At 39.0% G+C, this 17,510-nt stretch carries 16 protein-coding genes and 1 pseudogene; 12 read left to right on the top strand and 5 right to left on the bottom strand.

Translation table 11 applies throughout. The features are described 5' to 3' along the window. Positions 1–19 precede the first annotated feature (19 nt). From A7967_RS07145 to A7967_RS07135, 3 genes are all read left to right on the top strand, one after another. Positions 20–1,327: a tetratricopeptide repeat protein gene (locus A7967_RS07145; RefSeq protein ID WP_054203709.1), complete on the top strand. Its 1,308-nt coding sequence runs from the start codon at positions 20–22 to the stop codon at positions 1,325–1,327. 319 nt (positions 1,328–1,646) lie between these two features. Then, positions 1,647–3,257, top strand: coding sequence for a beta-helix domain-containing protein (locus A7967_RS07140; RefSeq protein WP_054203708.1), 1,611 nt, complete (start codon positions 1,647–1,649; stop codon positions 3,255–3,257). A gap of 72 nt (positions 3,258–3,329) precedes the next feature. Continuing rightward, a complete protein-coding gene (locus tag A7967_RS07135) occupies positions 3,330–6,053 on the top strand; it encodes a TonB-dependent receptor domain-containing protein (protein WP_054203707.1) in 2,724 nt (907 codons plus the stop codon). A gap of 219 nt (positions 6,054–6,272) precedes the next feature. On the opposite strand, the gene A7967_RS07130 is transcribed toward A7967_RS07135, so the two are convergent. Continuing rightward, a complete protein-coding gene (locus A7967_RS07130) occupies positions 6,273–6,680 on the bottom strand; it encodes a hypothetical protein (RefSeq protein ID WP_054203706.1) in 408 nt (135 codons plus the stop codon). A gap of 267 nt (positions 6,681–6,947) precedes the next feature. On the opposite strand from A7967_RS07130, the gene asd reads away from it, so the two are divergent. Continuing rightward, positions 6,948–8,093, top strand: coding sequence for an aspartate-semialdehyde dehydrogenase (gene asd / locus A7967_RS07125; RefSeq protein ID WP_054203705.1), 1,146 nt, complete (start codon positions 6,948–6,950; stop codon positions 8,091–8,093). Positions 8,094–8,161: 68 nt separating this feature from the next. Here asd and A7967_RS07120 read toward each other — a convergent pair whose 3' ends face one another. Continuing rightward, positions 8,162–10,276, bottom strand: a complete 2,115-nt coding sequence (locus A7967_RS07120; RefSeq protein ID WP_054203704.1) for a TonB-dependent receptor — start codon at positions 10,274–10,276, stop codon at positions 8,162–8,164. A 160-nt stretch (positions 10,277–10,436) separates the two neighbouring features. Beyond that, positions 10,437–11,246, bottom strand: coding sequence for an ion transporter (locus A7967_RS07115; RefSeq protein WP_170172978.1), 810 nt, complete (start codon positions 11,244–11,246; stop codon positions 10,437–10,439). Between the two features lie 101 nt (positions 11,247–11,347). On the opposite strand from A7967_RS07115, the gene A7967_RS07110 reads away from it, so the two are divergent. From A7967_RS07110 to A7967_RS07085, 6 genes are all read left to right on the top strand, one after another. Beyond that, the gene (locus tag A7967_RS07110) at positions 11,348–11,569 is read left to right on the top strand and encodes a hypothetical protein (RefSeq protein ID WP_054203702.1); all 222 of its coding nucleotides are present in this window, start codon (positions 11,348–11,350) and stop codon (positions 11,567–11,569) included. Continuing rightward, on the top strand, positions 11,562–11,849 hold the full coding sequence (locus tag A7967_RS07105) for a hypothetical protein (protein ID WP_054203701.1): 288 nt from the start codon (positions 11,562–11,564) through the stop codon (positions 11,847–11,849). Before A7967_RS07110 ends, A7967_RS07105 begins: the two co-directional genes overlap by 8 nt. A 4-nt stretch (positions 11,850–11,853) precedes the next feature. Next, positions 11,854–12,303, top strand: a complete 450-nt coding sequence (locus tag A7967_RS07100) for a hypothetical protein (RefSeq protein WP_157601462.1) — start codon at positions 11,854–11,856, stop codon at positions 12,301–12,303. Between the two features lie 57 nt (positions 12,304–12,360). After that, the gene (locus A7967_RS07095; protein WP_054203699.1) at positions 12,361–12,555 is read left to right on the top strand and encodes a YwbE family protein; all 195 of its coding nucleotides are present in this window, start codon (positions 12,361–12,363) and stop codon (positions 12,553–12,555) included. Next, positions 12,552–13,070: a DUF4240 domain-containing protein gene (locus A7967_RS07090; RefSeq protein WP_054203698.1), complete on the top strand. Its 519-nt coding sequence runs from the start codon at positions 12,552–12,554 to the stop codon at positions 13,068–13,070. Before A7967_RS07095 ends, A7967_RS07090 begins: the two co-directional genes overlap by 4 nt. Before the next feature lie 104 nt (positions 13,071–13,174). Beyond that, positions 13,175–13,639 (top strand): hypothetical protein, encoded by a 465-nt coding sequence (locus tag A7967_RS07085; RefSeq protein WP_054203697.1) that lies wholly within the window; start codon positions 13,175–13,177, stop codon positions 13,637–13,639. A 114-nt stretch (positions 13,640–13,753) separates the two neighbouring features. Here the strand turns inward: A7967_RS07085 and A7967_RS07080 are convergent, their stop codons facing one another. Together A7967_RS07080 and A7967_RS07075 are read right to left on the bottom strand one after the other, a co-directional pair. Further along, the gene (locus A7967_RS07080) at positions 13,754–15,016 is read right to left on the bottom strand and encodes a Y-family DNA polymerase (protein ID WP_054203696.1); all 1,263 of its coding nucleotides are present in this window, start codon (positions 15,014–15,016) and stop codon (positions 13,754–13,756) included. Next, positions 15,004–15,417 (bottom strand): LexA family protein, encoded by a 414-nt coding sequence (locus A7967_RS07075; protein WP_054203695.1) that lies wholly within the window; start codon positions 15,415–15,417, stop codon positions 15,004–15,006. Before A7967_RS07075 ends, A7967_RS07080 begins: the two co-directional genes overlap by 13 nt. A gap of 427 nt (positions 15,418–15,844) precedes the next feature. On the opposite strand from A7967_RS07075, the gene A7967_RS07070 reads away from it, so the two are divergent. Continuing rightward, the gene (locus A7967_RS07070) at positions 15,845–17,251 is read left to right on the top strand and encodes an alanine/glycine:cation symporter family protein (RefSeq protein ID WP_054203694.1); all 1,407 of its coding nucleotides are present in this window, start codon (positions 15,845–15,847) and stop codon (positions 17,249–17,251) included. 73 nt (positions 17,252–17,324) lie between these two features. Then, positions 17,325–17,441 (top strand): annotated as a pseudogene (locus tag A7967_RS22975) (patatin-like phospholipase family protein); the annotation flags it as partial. Positions 17,442–17,510 lie beyond the last annotated feature (69 nt).

Genomic DNA, 17,510 nt, shown 5'->3' with positions numbered 1-17,510 from the left:
ATAGAGAAACGAGGCGATTATGAAACTATTAAAAACAGCATTCTTTTGTTCTTTAGCATTGAGTGCAAGTATTACACTACCAAGCTTAGTGAGTATGTTACCAGGCATTAATGTGGCGACAGCCTACGCAGATGAAATTAAAACAAAGCGTGTACCAGCGCTACGTGAAAAAGTGTATAGCCAATTGGCGCGTGCACAAAAGCTTGCAGATGATGGTGATGCACAAGCGGGTCTTGCTGCACTTGACGACATTAATGAGCGTTCATCAAGTATGAACTCGTATGAAAAGGCCATGATGTACAATTTTTATGGTTTTATTTATTACAACGAGAATGATTTAACCAAAGCGATAGCATCGTTTGAAAAAGTGATTGCTGAGGATGAGATCCCAGAATCTCTTCGTTTAAGTACCAGCTTTAGTTTAGCGCAACTAGCAATGGCAAATAGCGACTACAACAAAACCTTAAACTTTTTAGCGCAGTGGGACACAATCAATACCAAGCCTAAAACAGACGCGTACTATGTGCTTAAATCACAGGCTTATTATCAGTTAAAAGATTATCAAAATGGTATTAATAATATCGAGCATGCAATTGCACTAAGCGATAGTGAAGGGAAAGAGCCAAAAGAAAATTGGCTTGTTTTGCAACGCGCTATGTACTATTCGCTCGGTAATACAGATAAAGTCGTTACAGTATTAGAGCGTATGGTAAAACTGTATAATAAGCCCCAATATTGGGTGCAGCTTGGCGGCATGTATGGTGAAACTGGCAAGGAGAAAGAACAGTTAGCTATTTTTGAAGCTGCCTATCAGCAAGGTTTTTTAACGTCAAAATCAGACCTTCGGCAGTTATCGCAAGTGTATCTATATAATGGCCTCGCTTATAAAGCGGCGAATGTTATGAGTACTGCAATAGATAATGAGATAGTCCAAGCGACAGCAAAAAATTATGCTTTTATCGCAGAAGCCATGATACAAGCAAAAGAAGAAGAAAAATCAATACCTTATTTTAGTAAAGCTGCACAGCAGTCAGATCACGGTAAGTACGAGCAACGTCTAGCAGAGGTGTACGTTAACCTTGAAAAGTATGAAGACGCTGCCGATGCAGCTCGTAAAGCGCTAGAGAAAGGATCACTCGATTTTGAATCTAATGCTTATGTAGCATTAGGTATGGCGCAATACAGTTTACAAAATTTTGATGCATCTATATTGGCGTTTGAACAAGCTGAAAAACATAAAAAATCTCAGCGATTAGCTGAACAATGGATCAAATACGTCAAGCGTGAAAAGCTCCATGCTGAAACCTTACGCACAGCACTGCTTTAATATTGTCGTAATTTAAATGACATAACGTGGGCTATGAGCTGATCATATCTTGAGTTTATAATCGCAACACCAAAACCGCCTTCGGGCGGTTTTTTCGTTTTTAACAATTTGTTATATAAGGATAATTGGTTTTTTAGTCAAAAATGCACATTGTCATTTTATGTTTATTAAAGTGTAACCTCGCTGTCATACACCTCCCGTATTGTAGTGCTCGTTCTAAGGCTCAAGTGACCTTAAGGCATGGCTTTCGTGCTTTAAAGTGACTTGAGTTTTACTTAATGCGCTAACAAAATAATTAAATACTTTAACGGAGTGAACAATGAAATTATCTGGTTTATTTAAAGTCAGCCTAGTGGCTGCTGCAATGACTCTTGCTGGCTGTGGTGGTGGTGATATTAATGTTACACCTACAACAGTAGATAACAGTGTAGACAATAGTGTAGATAATTCAGGTGGTGGCAATAACGGTGGTGAGACCTTAAATTGCGCTACATACACATTAGATGGAGCTACATTTACAGGTGAAGCTGAAGGTGTTAACTGTATTTACAGTCAAGCATTTGCAAGTAACGCAAAAGAAATTACCAGCTCTTTTGTAATCTCTGCCTTAGGCAATGGCGGCGCACACGTGTTTGAAGGTGCATTATTTATTGGTGATGATGTAGACACATCAACTGGCGCTACAATTGATGGCAATGGTCCTACATTATCAATTGAAGCAGGTTCAACAATTGCTTTTACTAAGCCTGAGAGCTTTATTCGTGTTGCTCGTGGTGCAAATATCGAAGCAATTGGTGAAGTAGATAAGCCAATCATTTTCACCAGTATCAAAGAAGTTGATGGTGATGATTCAACAACAGCACAAATAGGTGACTGGGGTGGCGTTCAGGTAAATGGCCGTGGTCATTCTATTCGTTGTACAGCCGCTGCTGCTGCACAGGATATGTGTAACCACTCTGCAGAAGGTATTGTATCGTACTATGGCGGTAACGATCCGCAAGATAGCAGCGGTATCCTCAAGCACATTGTTATTAAATATGCAGGTTTTGGTGTTGAAGGTGATGAGCTTAACGGTTTAACTCTTAATGCTGTTGGTTCAGGCACAACGATTGATTATGTGCATGTTCATAATGGTTTTGATGATGGTATTGAACTATTTGGTGGTAGCGTTAACCTCAAGCACATTGTTATCACTGATACAGGTGATGATGGTATTGACTGGGATGAAGGCTGGAAAGGGTATGGACAATTCATTCTTGTACGTTCAAATGAATATGGTAATCATGGCTTTGAAACTGATGGAGCAAAGGTTGACCCATTATCAGCAGATGCACAAGACTTAGTGACGAGCGTTTCTAACCCAACAATTGCTAATGCAACTGTTGTAACCACGGGTGACCAAGGCGCTGAAGGGCGTCGAACTGGTGCTGGTATGGAAATGAAAGAGTGGGGCAAAGCACAATTAGCTAACATGTTATTTGTTAACTCTTCGTCAGTAGATGGTGCAGGCTGTTTTGACTTATATAATGAAAAAGACAAATCAGGTGATGCAGGTGTTCATGCCAATGCAAATAATGGCGATATCGCATTTATGAGCTCAATATTTGCGTGTGGTAAGAACTTTGAAGACGTGAATACGCCTTTAACGGGTGCACTAGCAAGTTTTGATGTAAATACTTGGTTTACGGGTGGTGAAAACAACCAGTTGATTGGTTTTGCTGATTTTACAAATGTACTAGGTGCTGATGGTGTTTCAACAGCGGCAACAATTACTGATTCACAGGGTACTGCTGTTGCTACAACAGCTAAAGACATGAGCGAAGTTAACTCTTTCTTTACTAATGCAGGCTACATTGGTGCACTTAAAGACGGTGAATCAAGCGAGTGGGCTGATTTTGTAGCCGCATCTTTACAACGCGCTAGTAATTAATCTAGACCGGCTCTAATTACAAGGCGCTACGGCGCCTTTTTTAAGGGAATTTTAGGTTTAGAGGATATAAATATGAAACATCAAAAGCAGTTTAAAACCAATCTAATAACTTTATCTCTGCTCTCCCTTTTTTCTTCATTTCATTCTTTCGCTGATCAAGCACAAGAAATAATAGATGAAGAAGCAATAGAAGAAGTTGTTGCAACAGGCACACGTCTTAAAGGCAGTGCCAGTGCGGTAATAGATGAGCGTAAAAATCAGGCTTTCGTCGCTGATATAATGGGTTCTGAGCAAATATCGCGAACAGGTGACAGTGACGCCGCTTCGGCACTTCGTCGTGTTACAGGCTTATCGTTAGTTAATGATAAGTTTATTTATGTACGTGGATTAGGTGAACGCTACTCAAGTGTACGTTTAAATGGCGCAATAGTGCCGAGCCCAGATCTAACGCGAAATGTAATTCCACTTGATATCTTTCCATCAAGTATTATTGAATCATTGGCTGTTCAAAAGGCTTATTCACCTAATATGCCCGCAGCTTTTGGCGGTGGTGATGTAAATATCAGAACGAAGAGCATACCAAGTGACACTTTGTTTAAAGTTGAAATTGGCGCTAGTTACAAAGATACAAACGACGAAGGCTATACGTATAATGGCGGCAGTGATGATTGGCTAGGTCAGGATGATGGCACGCGAGCATTACCTAGTACAATTAGAACAGCGCTAAATACCTATATTAATGGCCTGTCTGATATCTCATATAGAAACATAAGAGATGTAGAGTCAAAACGTCAAGGCACTGATATTGGTCAAGCCGCTGCGATAGATTTAAATAAAAGTTTAGCAAAAGCATTACCAAGAGATTTTGGCTTAGAAAAAGAAAGCTTAAACCCTGATGCCGGTATTAAAGCTGTTTATGGCGACCGTTTTGATAATTTATTTGGCTTAGGCGGATCTTTTGGTTTTCTAGCATCCGTTGCCTATGAAAATGAATGGTCTAATGCTGAGAAGTTTAGCGCTGTACTGTCTTCTGTTGACGCATCTGAGTCCGCATGTTCAAAAGATGACTTTACGTGTTATTCGGCAACAGAAAAAGAAGTATCGACAAAGCATAATATAAAGTTAAATAGCTCAGTTAATTTAGGGTATAAAATTAAGGGACATGATTTAACCGCTACTTATATGATGTTGCGAGACACTGAAGATGAAGCCTCTGTTGCGTTATATCAAGAACCGTCAAAATCACTAAGTATTGATGCTGGGCAATTACAACGTAGCCACTTAACATCTTTCGAAGAGCGCGAACTTGAGATACTCCAACTTCGCGGTATGCACAACCTAGATTGGGGCTTGCTTGAAGGTGTTGGCGTTGATTGGCAATATACTGATTCAACAGCGACAACAAGTATTCCTGGAGAGCTTACAGTAACGGTTCGTGATGAGTACTTAGATGGTAAATACCAACGCACTTTTTACAATGGTAGCTTAGGCGGTAACCCTTATCTGTATCGATTTGTTGAGTTAGAAGATGATGTCGAAAACTGGGGCGTTAACGTAAACAAAGTTTTCTACTTTGATAACGCAGAAGTTGAGATTGCAGGTGGTGGTTATTTTGTTGAAAAAACACGTGATTACCGTACAGACTTTTTCAATTATCGTTTTAGCCAAACTCAGTCACTCGATTTAGCACAAAGTGAAGACGAAGCACTTTCAATAGGCAGTTATTTTGCTAATGATTCAGTTATTGACTCAACTGGTGTCGAGTTGTTGTTCCAAGAACCAACCGCCGATGATTACTTAGCAGCACAAATGATCGATGCTTATTATGGCTCTTTTGACATAACATTTGCTCAAGATTGGCGTGTAAGTGGTGGTGTACGTTACGAAGACTTCCGCCAAGTTGCGCTCGCTTTTTCTCGTTCAGCATTTGATCCTGCTTTACTTGCTGACAAGTTAAGTGCACAAGCAATAGAGCAAGCAAGTGTGATGGAAGATGAGTTTTTTACATCGTTATCTATGACATATAGCCAAGACTCGTATCAAATTCGTTTTGGTTATGGCAGCACTGTTGTTCGTCCTGATTTACGAGAGTTAAGCCCAGTTCAATTTCAAGACCCGCTTACGGGTTATCGAACACTGGGTAACCCTTACTTAGAATCTAGTTATTTAGATAACTTTGATGCGCGCATCGAATTTTATATGGATAATGGCGATAACTACTCAGTTGGCGCATTCTATAAAGATATTGATAAGCCAATTGAAGCGCTATTAACAGAAAGCGACGGCCGTTTTACTTTGCAGTTTGATAATGCAGACACCGCCTATGTTTACGGTATTGAAGCTGAATGGTTAACAGAGTTACATAGTGATTTACTCGGCGGTGCTTTCTTTACTTCAGGTAATTTAACTCTCAGTGATTCAGAAGTTGAAATTGCACAGGAGCAGCGCGGCGATCTGACAAACCTAAAACGACGTATGACTGGCCACTCAAAATATGTTGCTAATTTGCAATTGAATTACGATTCGCATGATGGCATGCATCAAGCATCTGTTATCTACAATGTATTTGGTGATCGCATTTTAGCTGCGGGAGTAAATAACTTTGATGATGCTTACGAGCAACCTTTAAACTCGTTAGACATGGTTTATAGTTATTATCCAACGTTTAATACCACACTGACATTTAAAGCGAAAAATATGTTGGGACAAAGTTTTGAAGTAGAGCAAAATGATGTACTAATTCGTTCTCAAGAAACGCCTAGAGAGTTAAGTGTGAGCTTTAGTTACGAGTTTTAACACTCTCTAATAAACGGCAGTAACAATAAGCTATTATTACCGAGCCCTGCCAAGTGTAGGGCTTTTTATTACTTGTTACTTATGAAATGAATAGTTATACGCGTTATTTTAATAGTGGAAGTTAATTCATGCTGGTGGGCTTAAGTTGATATCAATGTTCTGCTGGCTTGGGGTTACGATGGAGTAAGAACCCAGTCTTTACCGGGTTCTTTATTGCTTTTAGTTACCGCACTTAATGCTAGCGTATAACGGATAACACTGATTTTTGCTACCTGTGCTTTTTAATACCCACTGACTATCATACCAATCATAGTTTGCATAGGCCGATTCATCTTCGCCACACTTTATTGTACTGCCTGTTACCTCTTGCTTATGGCCTCGCTCTTTACAAAACTGATTGCCAGTAAGAGAGCCTACAAACATATTTCTATAACTATTATTAACTCTCACTGTTGGGTTGTTATAAATAACGGTTGATGAGCGGCGAGTTGCCCCTAGTTTTTGTTCAATGCTCGTAGTTGAGCTTGCAAAGGAAGTAAGTGATTCTTCGATGTTGTCATTTGTTTGTGCAAATGCGCTCAAAGAGAACAAGCTGGCAATTATACTACCTAGATAGAGTGCTTTCATGTGATAGGTCCTTTTTTAATAAATTGATACACAATACATCCAATTCCAAAGTGCTCAATAATCATAATTTTTATGTATTTCATTTGTATGAAGCTAGGGCGTGTTTAGATTAAGTTACACAATGGTGTAACAACGACATTGAATATGAAAAAATTTTATGTTCTATGAGTAACGCTGGTTTTGCTTTGATCACAGTGCTAGATTATCGGTTCTAAAAATTAAATCTCACGCAATGAATTTTAATTTTTAATGAATTAGGTATCTCTTATGACTCAAACACTGGAACAAACAATGAAAAAAGTAGGCTTGGTTGGTTGGCGCGGCATGGTTGGCTCTGTTTTATTAGAGCGTATGCAACAAGAAAATGATTTTGCACTGATCGACACCACTTTTTTTACCACCTCGCAAACAGGCCAATTAGGTCCTGATCTCGCTGGCAATGCAAAACCACTACTTGATGCAACGGATGTAGATGCCCTTGCCCAAATGGATATTATTATTACCTGCCAGGGGGGAGATTATACCAAAGAGGTATATCCTCAATTACGTGCTACCGGTTGGGATGGTTTTTGGATTGACGCGGCGTCCGCACTTCGCATGGCCGATGACAGTATTATTGTTCTTGATCCAGTAAACAAAGATGTCATAGAGCAAGGGTTAGAACAGGGGGTTAAAACCTTTGTTGGTGGCAACTGCACCGTATCGTTGATGCTATTAGCGCTAGGCGGCTTGTTTGAACAAGACTTGATTGAATGGGTAAGCCCAATGACTTATCAAGCAGCATCCGGTGCAGGTGCTCGTAATATGAAAGAGCTAATAGCACAAATGGGCTCTATTCATGCGTCTGTTGCTGATAAGTTAGCTGATCCACAAGCCGCTATTTTAGAAATAGATAAACTAGTGACAGAGCAAATTGCTGCAAGCGATTTACCGCAAGAGCAATTTGGAGTCCCCCTTGCTGGCAGCTTAATTCCATGGATTGATGTGCCTATGCCAAGTGGTCAATCCAAAGAAGAGTGGAAAGCGCAGGTTGAAGCGAACAAAATTTTAGGTTCATCTAAGCAACCAGTTCCCGTTGATGGTTTATGTGTGAGGATCGGTGCGATGCGTTGCCATTCTCAAGCGATGACTATTAAGCTGCGTGAAGATATCAGTGTAGAGAAAATTGAACAGATTTTAGCATCACATAATGAATGGGTTAAAGTGATCCCAAATGAACGCGATATTACAGCAACTGATTTAACACCGGTTAAAGTGACAGGCACGCTTAGCATTCCAATTGGGCGTATTCGCAAACTAACGATGGGCCCTGAATATATAAGCGCGTTTACAGTGGGCGACCAGTTATTATGGGGCGCTGCAGAGCCGCTTCGCCGTATGCTACGTATTATAGTTGCAGGTAATAACGCGTAGACATTAAATATCTATTAATATTAAAAGGGCGGATATTACCGCCCTTTTTTATTGCCAATTTAGTTTATTTAAAAACGGTAGTTAACACCTAAGTTTACGGTAGTACCGATCCCTTTGACATTAAACGCTCTAAACGTTAAAGCTTGTGAACGGGCAGGGAAGTAATCTTTATTAAGTAAGTTTTCAACACCTGCAAACACCGACCACTGTTCAAAATCGTAACTGCCGCTTAAGTTAACAATGCCATAGCCATTTACAGGCCCCTCATCGCCGGTGTAAACGCCTTTATCATTTTTTTCAAAACGATCTCGGTCGCTAACATGAATATAATGAACTGACATTCTTGCCTGCGTAGTTGGCTGCCAATTTAATGCAAGTGTGCCTTTAGGCGCAGATACTTCACGTGCTCCTAAATAATTGCCTGTATTGCTGTGCTTGCCTTCAACGTAACCATACGTTGCAGCTAAATCCCATTGGTCATTGAACGTGTAGTTAAGTACCCCTTCATAGCCCCAAATTTTTTGTGGTGCGCGTTGTGTTATATAAATCCCTGTTTTTGGATCCTGTACGCTGCGTGACCCTAAATCTGAAAAACTTTTATAAGCGGATAACTCAAATCTAAATTGTTCGAACTCGCTGACAAAACCGACTTCATAGTTATCTATTATCGCCGCTTCAGTTTGGATAAGTGCAATGTCTTGTACTGTTGCTGAGCGTAATAAAGCACCTAAATCAGGAATGTTAGCACCTTGCGAATAGCTTACGTAAGGTGTAAACGCTTGGTTTGCATTATAACGAAAACCAACATTAAACGTTGTTGCGGTAAACTCAATGGTTCCGCCTTTTACAGCTTTGGGAACAGAGCATTGATCAGCGCTTCTACATAGCTTTAATGTATTGTAATCATTTACTTCAATATCCATATTTTCATAGCGAAGCCCAGCTTTGACAATAAAGTCATCTTGAATAACCCACTTGCTTTGTAAGAAACCAGCAACATTAACCATGTCCATTTCTGGTACCCAAAGTCGACCATCAACCATTGGTTGAGAAGTGGTATCATTGAGGATATCAACGCCGTAAATAAAGGTCGCTTCAACATTATCCCAATCAGCTAACGTATTAAATACTGAGCGTAATCCCTGTTTTTCTGACTTAATTAACGACTGTCCACCTGCTAGGTTTAAATCAGGGTTTGCTAAAACCGTTGAGTAAAAAAATACATTTTCGATGGATTGTTTATACACATCTAAATTGAATGCGGTATTACTAAAAATCTCTGCATCAGTGTATTTTATCTGTAAATTATGATTACCACGTGGCCCTTGTGGCGCTGCATTAAATGGTGTGCTTACAGCGTCTTTTATTGCGTAGGTTTTTTCACCTTTATTGATATCACCAATAACATCAACCCATGCAGAATCTTGTTGCGATTCAAAATAGTTGTAGGTCATTTGCAGTGATTTATCAGCATCAAAGTCATAACTTAGTTTAGTGAAGAAATTACGCGACTTTGCTTCAGATAATCCATATTGTGTACCGAGTGCATCACCTTCAGCGTCTCTTAATACGCCATTATTTTCAATACCTAAGCTGACAATATAGCTAAAGTCATCAATTTCACCTGATGCGGTTGTCGTTACTTTTAAACCGGCAGAGTCATCAAGTTTTACCGCACTAAATTGTGTCGATGCAGTCGTATTTAAACTAAACTTACTGTTTGTTGCAGGCTTTTTAGTGATGTAGTTAATGATACCTCCCGCAGCACCATTACCATAAATAGAGGTCGCACCTTGAATAACTTCAATTCGTTCAATGACATGAGGATCTAATGAACGCATTCCTAAAGACCCATTTCTAAGTGGTGTTGATTGCGGGACACCGTCAATCATAACAAGTGCTGCACGGCCACGTAATGTTTGTGCAAAGTTACTTGATGTTCCACTGCTTGAGGCAATACCGGGTACATACATTGCTAATATACTTTGCAGATCAGTGGTTACTTTAAGTTGTGCTGCAAGTTCTTTTTGGCCAATAATTGTTACCGATGATGGAATTTCATCAATACTTTCAGCGATACGGCTACCGGTAACTAAAATACGTTCTAAGTCTTGTGGTTCATCGTTGGCGGTTACTTGAGCTGAAATTATAAGTGCTAGGATGCTAAGGTTGGTTTTGATCATATTCTTAAAAATGCGCAATATAAAAATGGAACGCAATAATAAACTAATTGGAAATGATTCGCAATTGAGTTCCTCTTTAGGGTTGTGCACGCTTCTAAAATGATTTTATGGTTTTAAAGTGTAATGACACTGCATTTAAGAAGTGTCATTACACGAAGAGTTACATTTTCCTTTCACTAAGCAATGTCTTTAACTCACTTAATTGTGTTTTTAATTCGTTTATTTGCCCTTGTGTTGCTGGCATATCATTAATGTTTGTTTGCTCTTCACGCGCATTGCGGTGCTCCTCAGACATTACCTCTAAAATAGCGCCTACCATCATGTTCAAAAACACAAAAGCGGTCAAAAATATAAATGTAAGGTAATAGATCCAGCTTAGCTTATACACGGCCATGGTTTCATACATGACGTCGGTCCAGTCTTCAAATGTTGCCACTCTGAACAGAGTAAGCATCGAAATAGACACATCCCCCCATAAAACAGGGTTTATTTCAGAAAATAACATACTTCCTGTTGCTGCATAGATATAAAAAATAACAAACATTAGAAGGGCGATATAGCCCATTTGTGGGATAGCTTTAAGCAGTGAATTAACTAATAAACGCAGTTCAGGAACCATTGATACCAGGCGTAGAACGCGAAAAATACGTAGCAACCGTGCTATAAATACACTTGAGCCTGCAGCAGGGTATAAACTGCCTACGACTACTATTAAATCAAAGATGTTCCACCCTTTGGAAAAAAAGTCTTTGATGCCTTTACTCGCGATATAACGAATGATCAACTCAATCAAGAAAAAGACGGTGATGCCAATATCCATCCAATGTAAAAAAAACTCAACCGTTGGATGTAGTGAGTAAGTATGTGCGCCTACTGTTAATGCAGAAATTATAATAACTACAATAACAAATGATTGAAATATTTTACTTTTATCGATACGCTGGAACAGCTCGTGTAACTGCGACAACATCATAATTAGCCCTTAACGGTTATAAATAAAAACGAGTGCAATATACAGCAAAATAGTCATGGATGAATTACTTTTCCGGTTTTAAATGTAAGGAATTTTTAATGCTTTTCAATATGCTAAAGCTCGCTATAAGTGCGATGCTAGTGGTTTTTTTAACCGCATGTAGCTCAAATTCACGTTACCATGAAATTCAATCTGCACGGTTAGGTGAATGTAATTATATGGCTGATAAAGAGTATCATGAGTGCATAAAGCGCCAAGAAGATGGCTACGATGAGTTTAAAAAGCAACGAGCAGAGCAGCAAGCGACTAAAAATGACTAAAACACAAAAGCAATTCGATAAAGTACTGCGTGTCAATTTAACGCGAGCTTGTGAAGAAATTAAAGATGAACTAAGTGAATTTAGTTGGCTAACTCATGAGATAGATTTAAGTAAACCAACTACATCACTTAAATTAAGCTGTTACTTTAAAGATCAATTAGCGCTTGAGCAAGCAACGAAAAATCAAGATACTCAATTAGTTAAAAATATAATAAGTAAAAAACTTGCAAGCATTGATTTAACAGTCAAAAAATTTATATTTAGCGCTGACAATATTTAGGATTATGATGTTTTCTAATTTAACGAATAAACAAAAGCAGCGTGGGCTGCTCATATTAGCAGGTTTATTTTTTATATTTGGGCTTTATCAGCTTCAACAACCCGTAGGTGCAAATCATGTGCTAAGCAATGGCTTTGTAGTGGCCATAGCGTTCTGGGCGTTTTCACGACGTTATAGTCAGCAGTTTTTAGAAAAAAATATGGTTACAGCGGCTATTACACGTGAAGGCAATGAGTTAATCATTAAACAAAGTATGGTAAATAAACTATCTCGGCTTGATATCCCCCGTATTAGCAAAATAATAATTGGTGACAATTACTTAAGTTGTATATTGGATGGCAATGGTCAAGGTTTTGATTTTCAATTAGTGGGTAAAGCGTGCGAGCTCAAAACACATATGTGCTCAATTTTAGCAGCTAATGAGCAGCAAACTATTCAAATCACTCTTGTTTAATTTGGTATTGCGATCACATAAGGCTATAATTCTACAAAATAGTAATAGAGATCAATAATGACTGTTCCTACTCGTTCACAAATTACCCCTGGCAGCGAAGTTAATATCGTTTTAAAAGAAGATCAGCGTAGTGGCACATTGACCCAAGGTGTTGTTGAGCGCCTACTCACTAAATCACCTAACCATCCTCATGGTATTAAAGTTCGTTTAGAGGATGGACAAGTAGGACGAGTGAAAGAGATATTGTCATGAGTGTACTTACCCCCGCTGAATTTTGGCAATTGGTTACCGTAGAAGATAAAACCGCTGAGCCAGAGTCAGTGAGCGAGCGCTTAAAAAACTTACTTACAGATTTAGACGACGATCAGTTAATTGAATTCGATAAGCAATTTAGTCTCTGTATGCGACAAAGTTTTACGTGGGAGTTATTTGGCGCAGCGTTTGTAATGGCAGGCTGTAACGATGAGTATGGTTTTTCAGAGTTTCGCTGTTGGTTAATATCTCGTGGCGAAGCTGCTTTTAACGCCGCCCTCGACAATGCAGATTCATTGGCCGATTGCACGCCTGTATACCATTTAAACGAGCAACCTTACCCCTATTTAGATGAGTATGATCTTATTGCAGGATTACTGTACGAAGAGCGCAATGAAGATGAATTACCTTTTGCTCCATCAGGGCAAGAACAGCCTAAAGGTAAACGCTTTAAAGACAAAGCTAAGTTTTTAAAACTCGCGTATCCGCAATTATTTGCTAAATATTGGCAATAATTTTAACTATAAAAAGTAAACAACGATTCATTATAGGTTTGTTTAATTTTAATAGACATTGCATGCTATGCTGTAAATACAAACCACTCTAAGTCAGGTATTTAATGGGCTATCGTAAAATATTACTGTGTTTCGTGTTTGTTTTTTTTAGCACTACAATCAGTGCTAAAACTGAACTACCAAGCAATAAAAGTCAGTTTATTAGTTTGTTAAACACTAAAGTAGGTACGTATAAGTTAGTTTCAGGCAGCGCGAGTGTGTGCACTGATGGGCAATTATCATGGTTTGATAAAAGCGCGCCAAGCCTAGGGTTTAAACTAGGTGAAGGGATTGTTTTTACCGCCTTGCATCATGGAACGCAAACGAATAAAACGGCAAACTTTTGTTTAGTGACGACTAAATACAAATACACAACGCAAAGAGTGACGCTATCGCTGCGCCATACTCGCTGTGAAAATCAGGCTGATAATTTAGATACGAGCCAAATGCTGCATTTCATCTCGCCTACGCGTATTCAATACAGTGTTGAAAATACCAATGTACGCTGTGAGTTTGAGCGCCAGCCATAATACCAATTTTATTAAAAACGTGATCATTCTAGCAAATTAAGTAACTCACTAACTACGTTAAAAATTACTTATATAGAACAACTACATATCATAATTTTGCCTTGTTCTAACCTTTTATAAGTTACAGCTTATTTTTGGCAAATGTAGCCAGCGAGTGGTGTATTGTGGAGATAAAAATTCACGTTTCATATGCCACGCTTGGCTTTGTTGCTGACTTGCCAAAGCAAGCGTATTGCTGCCATAACGCGCATTTACAGAATCCAAACATTTCATTAGTTTAATGTTATTTTTATTCGGCGTAAAAAGATCTGATTGCTGAAATTGCTGTGAACTAAGCTCTAATGCTCCCACGCCACACTTATAAAAGCGAACATTTTGTTGGTATAATTGTGCAAAAACCTCGCTAATTGCATTGGCAAATACACAGCTATCAGCGCTAGATGTGGGCAGCTCATACACTAATGATTTTTTATAAGCGTTTAGTTCATGTGGGGAGCTTGCCACAAATAATAATAAGCGTTTAGTTAAAGAGCGTTGCAGACGCAATTTTCGAGCAACAATAGTACAATGGTTTATCAAGGCTGTTTTTAATACCGTTGGATCTGTTAAACGCTCACCAAAGCTACGAGTCGAAAAAATCTCACGTTTATCTTGGCGTACTTCATCCCACTCTAAACAGGTTCGGCCGTTTAGTTCATCCACAGTACGAGCCAGTACTACATTAAATAAGCGTTTCATTTGCAGTGGATCTTGTTTTGCCAAATCAAGTGCACTGTTAATATGAAGTTGCTTTAACTTTTTGGCTAAACGTTTGCCCACTCCCCATATATCAGCGACATCCATCGCAGCTAAAATACGCAGTCGCGCTTGTTCGCTATCAATGACAGCAACCCCGTTAAAACCCTTAAGCTTTTTAGCTGCATGATTTGCTGCTTTGGCCAAAGTGGGCGTTGAGCCAAAGCCGACCCCCACAGGTAATTTAGTTTCACGCCATACTGTACGGCGGATCAAGTGTCCGTACTGATGCCAATCATTAATTAAAGGAGTAAAACCGGTAAAATGTAAAAATGACTCATCAATTGAATATATATATTGTTTATCACAAAAACGACTGATCACATTCATCATTCTATCGCTTAAATCTGCGTATAACTCATAGTTAGATGAACGAACGATTACTTTATGCTTAGCCAATAAATGCTTAACTTTAAAATAAGGTTGGAATTTAGGAATATTTAAACGCCGTGCTATAGGGCAAATAGCGCACACGCAGCCATCATTATTAGTAAGTACTACCACCGGTTTTGAACGAATTGCGGGATCAAATACTTTTTCTGCACTGGCATAAAATGCTACAGCATCCACTAAGGCGTACATTGGTGTAGCTCAGGACTTGGACGATGTAATCGAATAGATCGAGTGACAACACCTTCTAATTGAAATTCATCGGCATCACTTAGTTGCACAGGTGAATATAAAGCTGAGGCTGAGAGTAAGCGGGCATTAGTTTTGTCTAATAGCTTACATACAAATAAGCCATTTAAATTAGCCACAATAACGTCCCCATTTTTGGCTTCTTCAGCGCGATCCACAAGCAATAAGTCACCATCAAAAATGCCAACGCCTTGCATTGACTCCCCAGAAGCCACACCGATAAATGTCGCATCGGGATGTTTAATTAATAATTGATCCAAAGATAAACCAAGTTCTTTATATTGGGCGGCTGGCGATTCAAACCCGCATACGCCCGCTTCGATATATATAGGAATGACATGCATAGATAAAAACACATTATACTGTATGTTTATACAGTATAATGTAAAGTTAGCTAAAAAGCCAAGCAGGGGGTGACAGTAAATTAATTACTAAAACTTAAATACATGATTTTTATGTTTATTATTTTTTTCTTTCTAAAGTCTAGCTGTGTCTTTTCATCAATATAGAGAAACCATTATTTATAGTGAAATATTCAGCCAGACATAAGTACTTACTCAAATGCTGCTGAGTTCAAGCGCTAAGTGATGGTTACTTTGTTTATTGTAGGTAATTTCTTCTAGTAAAAATAAAAAATTCCCTTTAACGTTAATAGCTTCTTGATTATTTAACAAATCACGATAAAGTGCATGTTAAATAAAAATATGCATTTGGTGATTTATTATTCATAAAGGTGCTAGGTTTAATACTTGAATCCAAGAAGGGATAAACATGTTTAACACAGTTGTAGGCAGCATTAATAATCTTTTATGGGGTGAAGGGCAAGTCCTTATTTATATCCTGCTGTTTACCGGTATTTGGTTTTCAGTGCGACTAAAAGCTGTGCAAATTCTAAAATTTAAACATATGTTTAGCCTGCTTAAAGGCAGCAGTAAATGTAATAAAGACGATATAAGCTCTTTTCAAGCGCTTTGCACAGGCTTAAGTGCCCGTGTTGGCACAGGGAATTTAGCCGGTGTAGCGGTTGCTATATCACTGGGTGGCAGTGGCGCAATATTTTGGATGTGGGTCATTGCTATATTAGGCATGGCCACAGGCTTTGCTGAAAGCGTGCTTGGTCAAGTATATAAAGTACGCGATAGCCAAGGTGAATTTAGAGGCGGCCCTGCTTATTATATTAAACAAGGTTTAAATAGCCGCAGTCTCGCTATTGCATTCGCATTGTGCTTATTTTTAGGTTACGGCTTTACCTTTAGCGCTATGCAAACCAATACCATAACAGATGCACTTAATTTCGCATTTGAAATTCCAACATTCTACTCTGGTATTGTTATAACCATCCTCGCAGGCTCTATTATATTAGGTGGTTTCAAAGCCATTGCACGCTTTGCTGAACGAGTAGTGCCCGTGATGGGGATTATATTTGTGCTGGCTGCGGTCATTATTACACTACTCAACTTTAGCCAAGTACCTGCTATGTTAAAGGATATATTCCTATCTGCGTTTGGCCTGCAAGAAGCCGGTGCGGGGGCAATGGGAGCTGCAATAAAAAATGGTATACAACGGGGTTTATATTCAAACGAAGCAGGCGCGGGCAGTGTGCCGCATGCATCAGCTAGCGCCTCACCAACACCTAACCACCCTGTAACTCAAGGATATATTCAAATGTTGGGTGTATTCTTCGATACTATTGTACTGTGTAGCTGCACCGCGGTGATCATCTTACTTGCTAATGTGGATATTAGCGGCGAGATGGAAGGTATTCGTTTAACGCAAGCAGCTATGACCGCACATTTAGCACAGGGTGGCGTATATTTTGTGGCTGCAGCCATTACTTTATTTGCGTTTACTTCTGTAGTGGCCAACTACGCCTATGCAGAAAGCAACCTGCACTTATTTAAGCTTGATAACAAAATAGGGCGCGGCATTTATACACTATTATATTTATCAATGATGATGTGGGGCGCGTCTGCAACATTAAAAGAGGTGTGGGATTTAGCCGATATTGCGCTGGGTTTGATGACCGTGGTTAACGTTATTGCCATTATATTACTCACCCCGACTATTTTAAATGTAACAGATGATTATAATAAGCAAAGAGCCCAAGGTATTGAACCTAAATTTAATGCAAAAAATGTCATTATTCAAGGTAAGACCGAAAAGGGTATTTGGCATTAAATAGCTCGCTTATGCTGAATGTTTAATTGAATAAATATTCAGTGTGATCGCGCTAAAATAATTAAGTATTACCATGATAGAGATATATGCAGGTAAAACTGCTGCAAAAATAATTGCCGAACAAGGCTTTAAAGCACCGCTTTTTAATACCTTTTTAGGTGCATCCGGTGGGCCTAAATGGTTTACTTTGTAAAGCCAAACACCGACATTGTTTAAAAGAATTTTTTGAATTGTAAAATTCTCCCTATCTTCTTTAAAA

The organism is Pseudoalteromonas neustonica (assembly GCF_001653135.1).
Taxonomy (GTDB): Bacteria; Pseudomonadota; Gammaproteobacteria; order Enterobacterales; family Alteromonadaceae; genus Pseudoalteromonas; species Pseudoalteromonas neustonica.
This window is presented reverse-complemented; position numbering and strand designations above follow the sequence as displayed.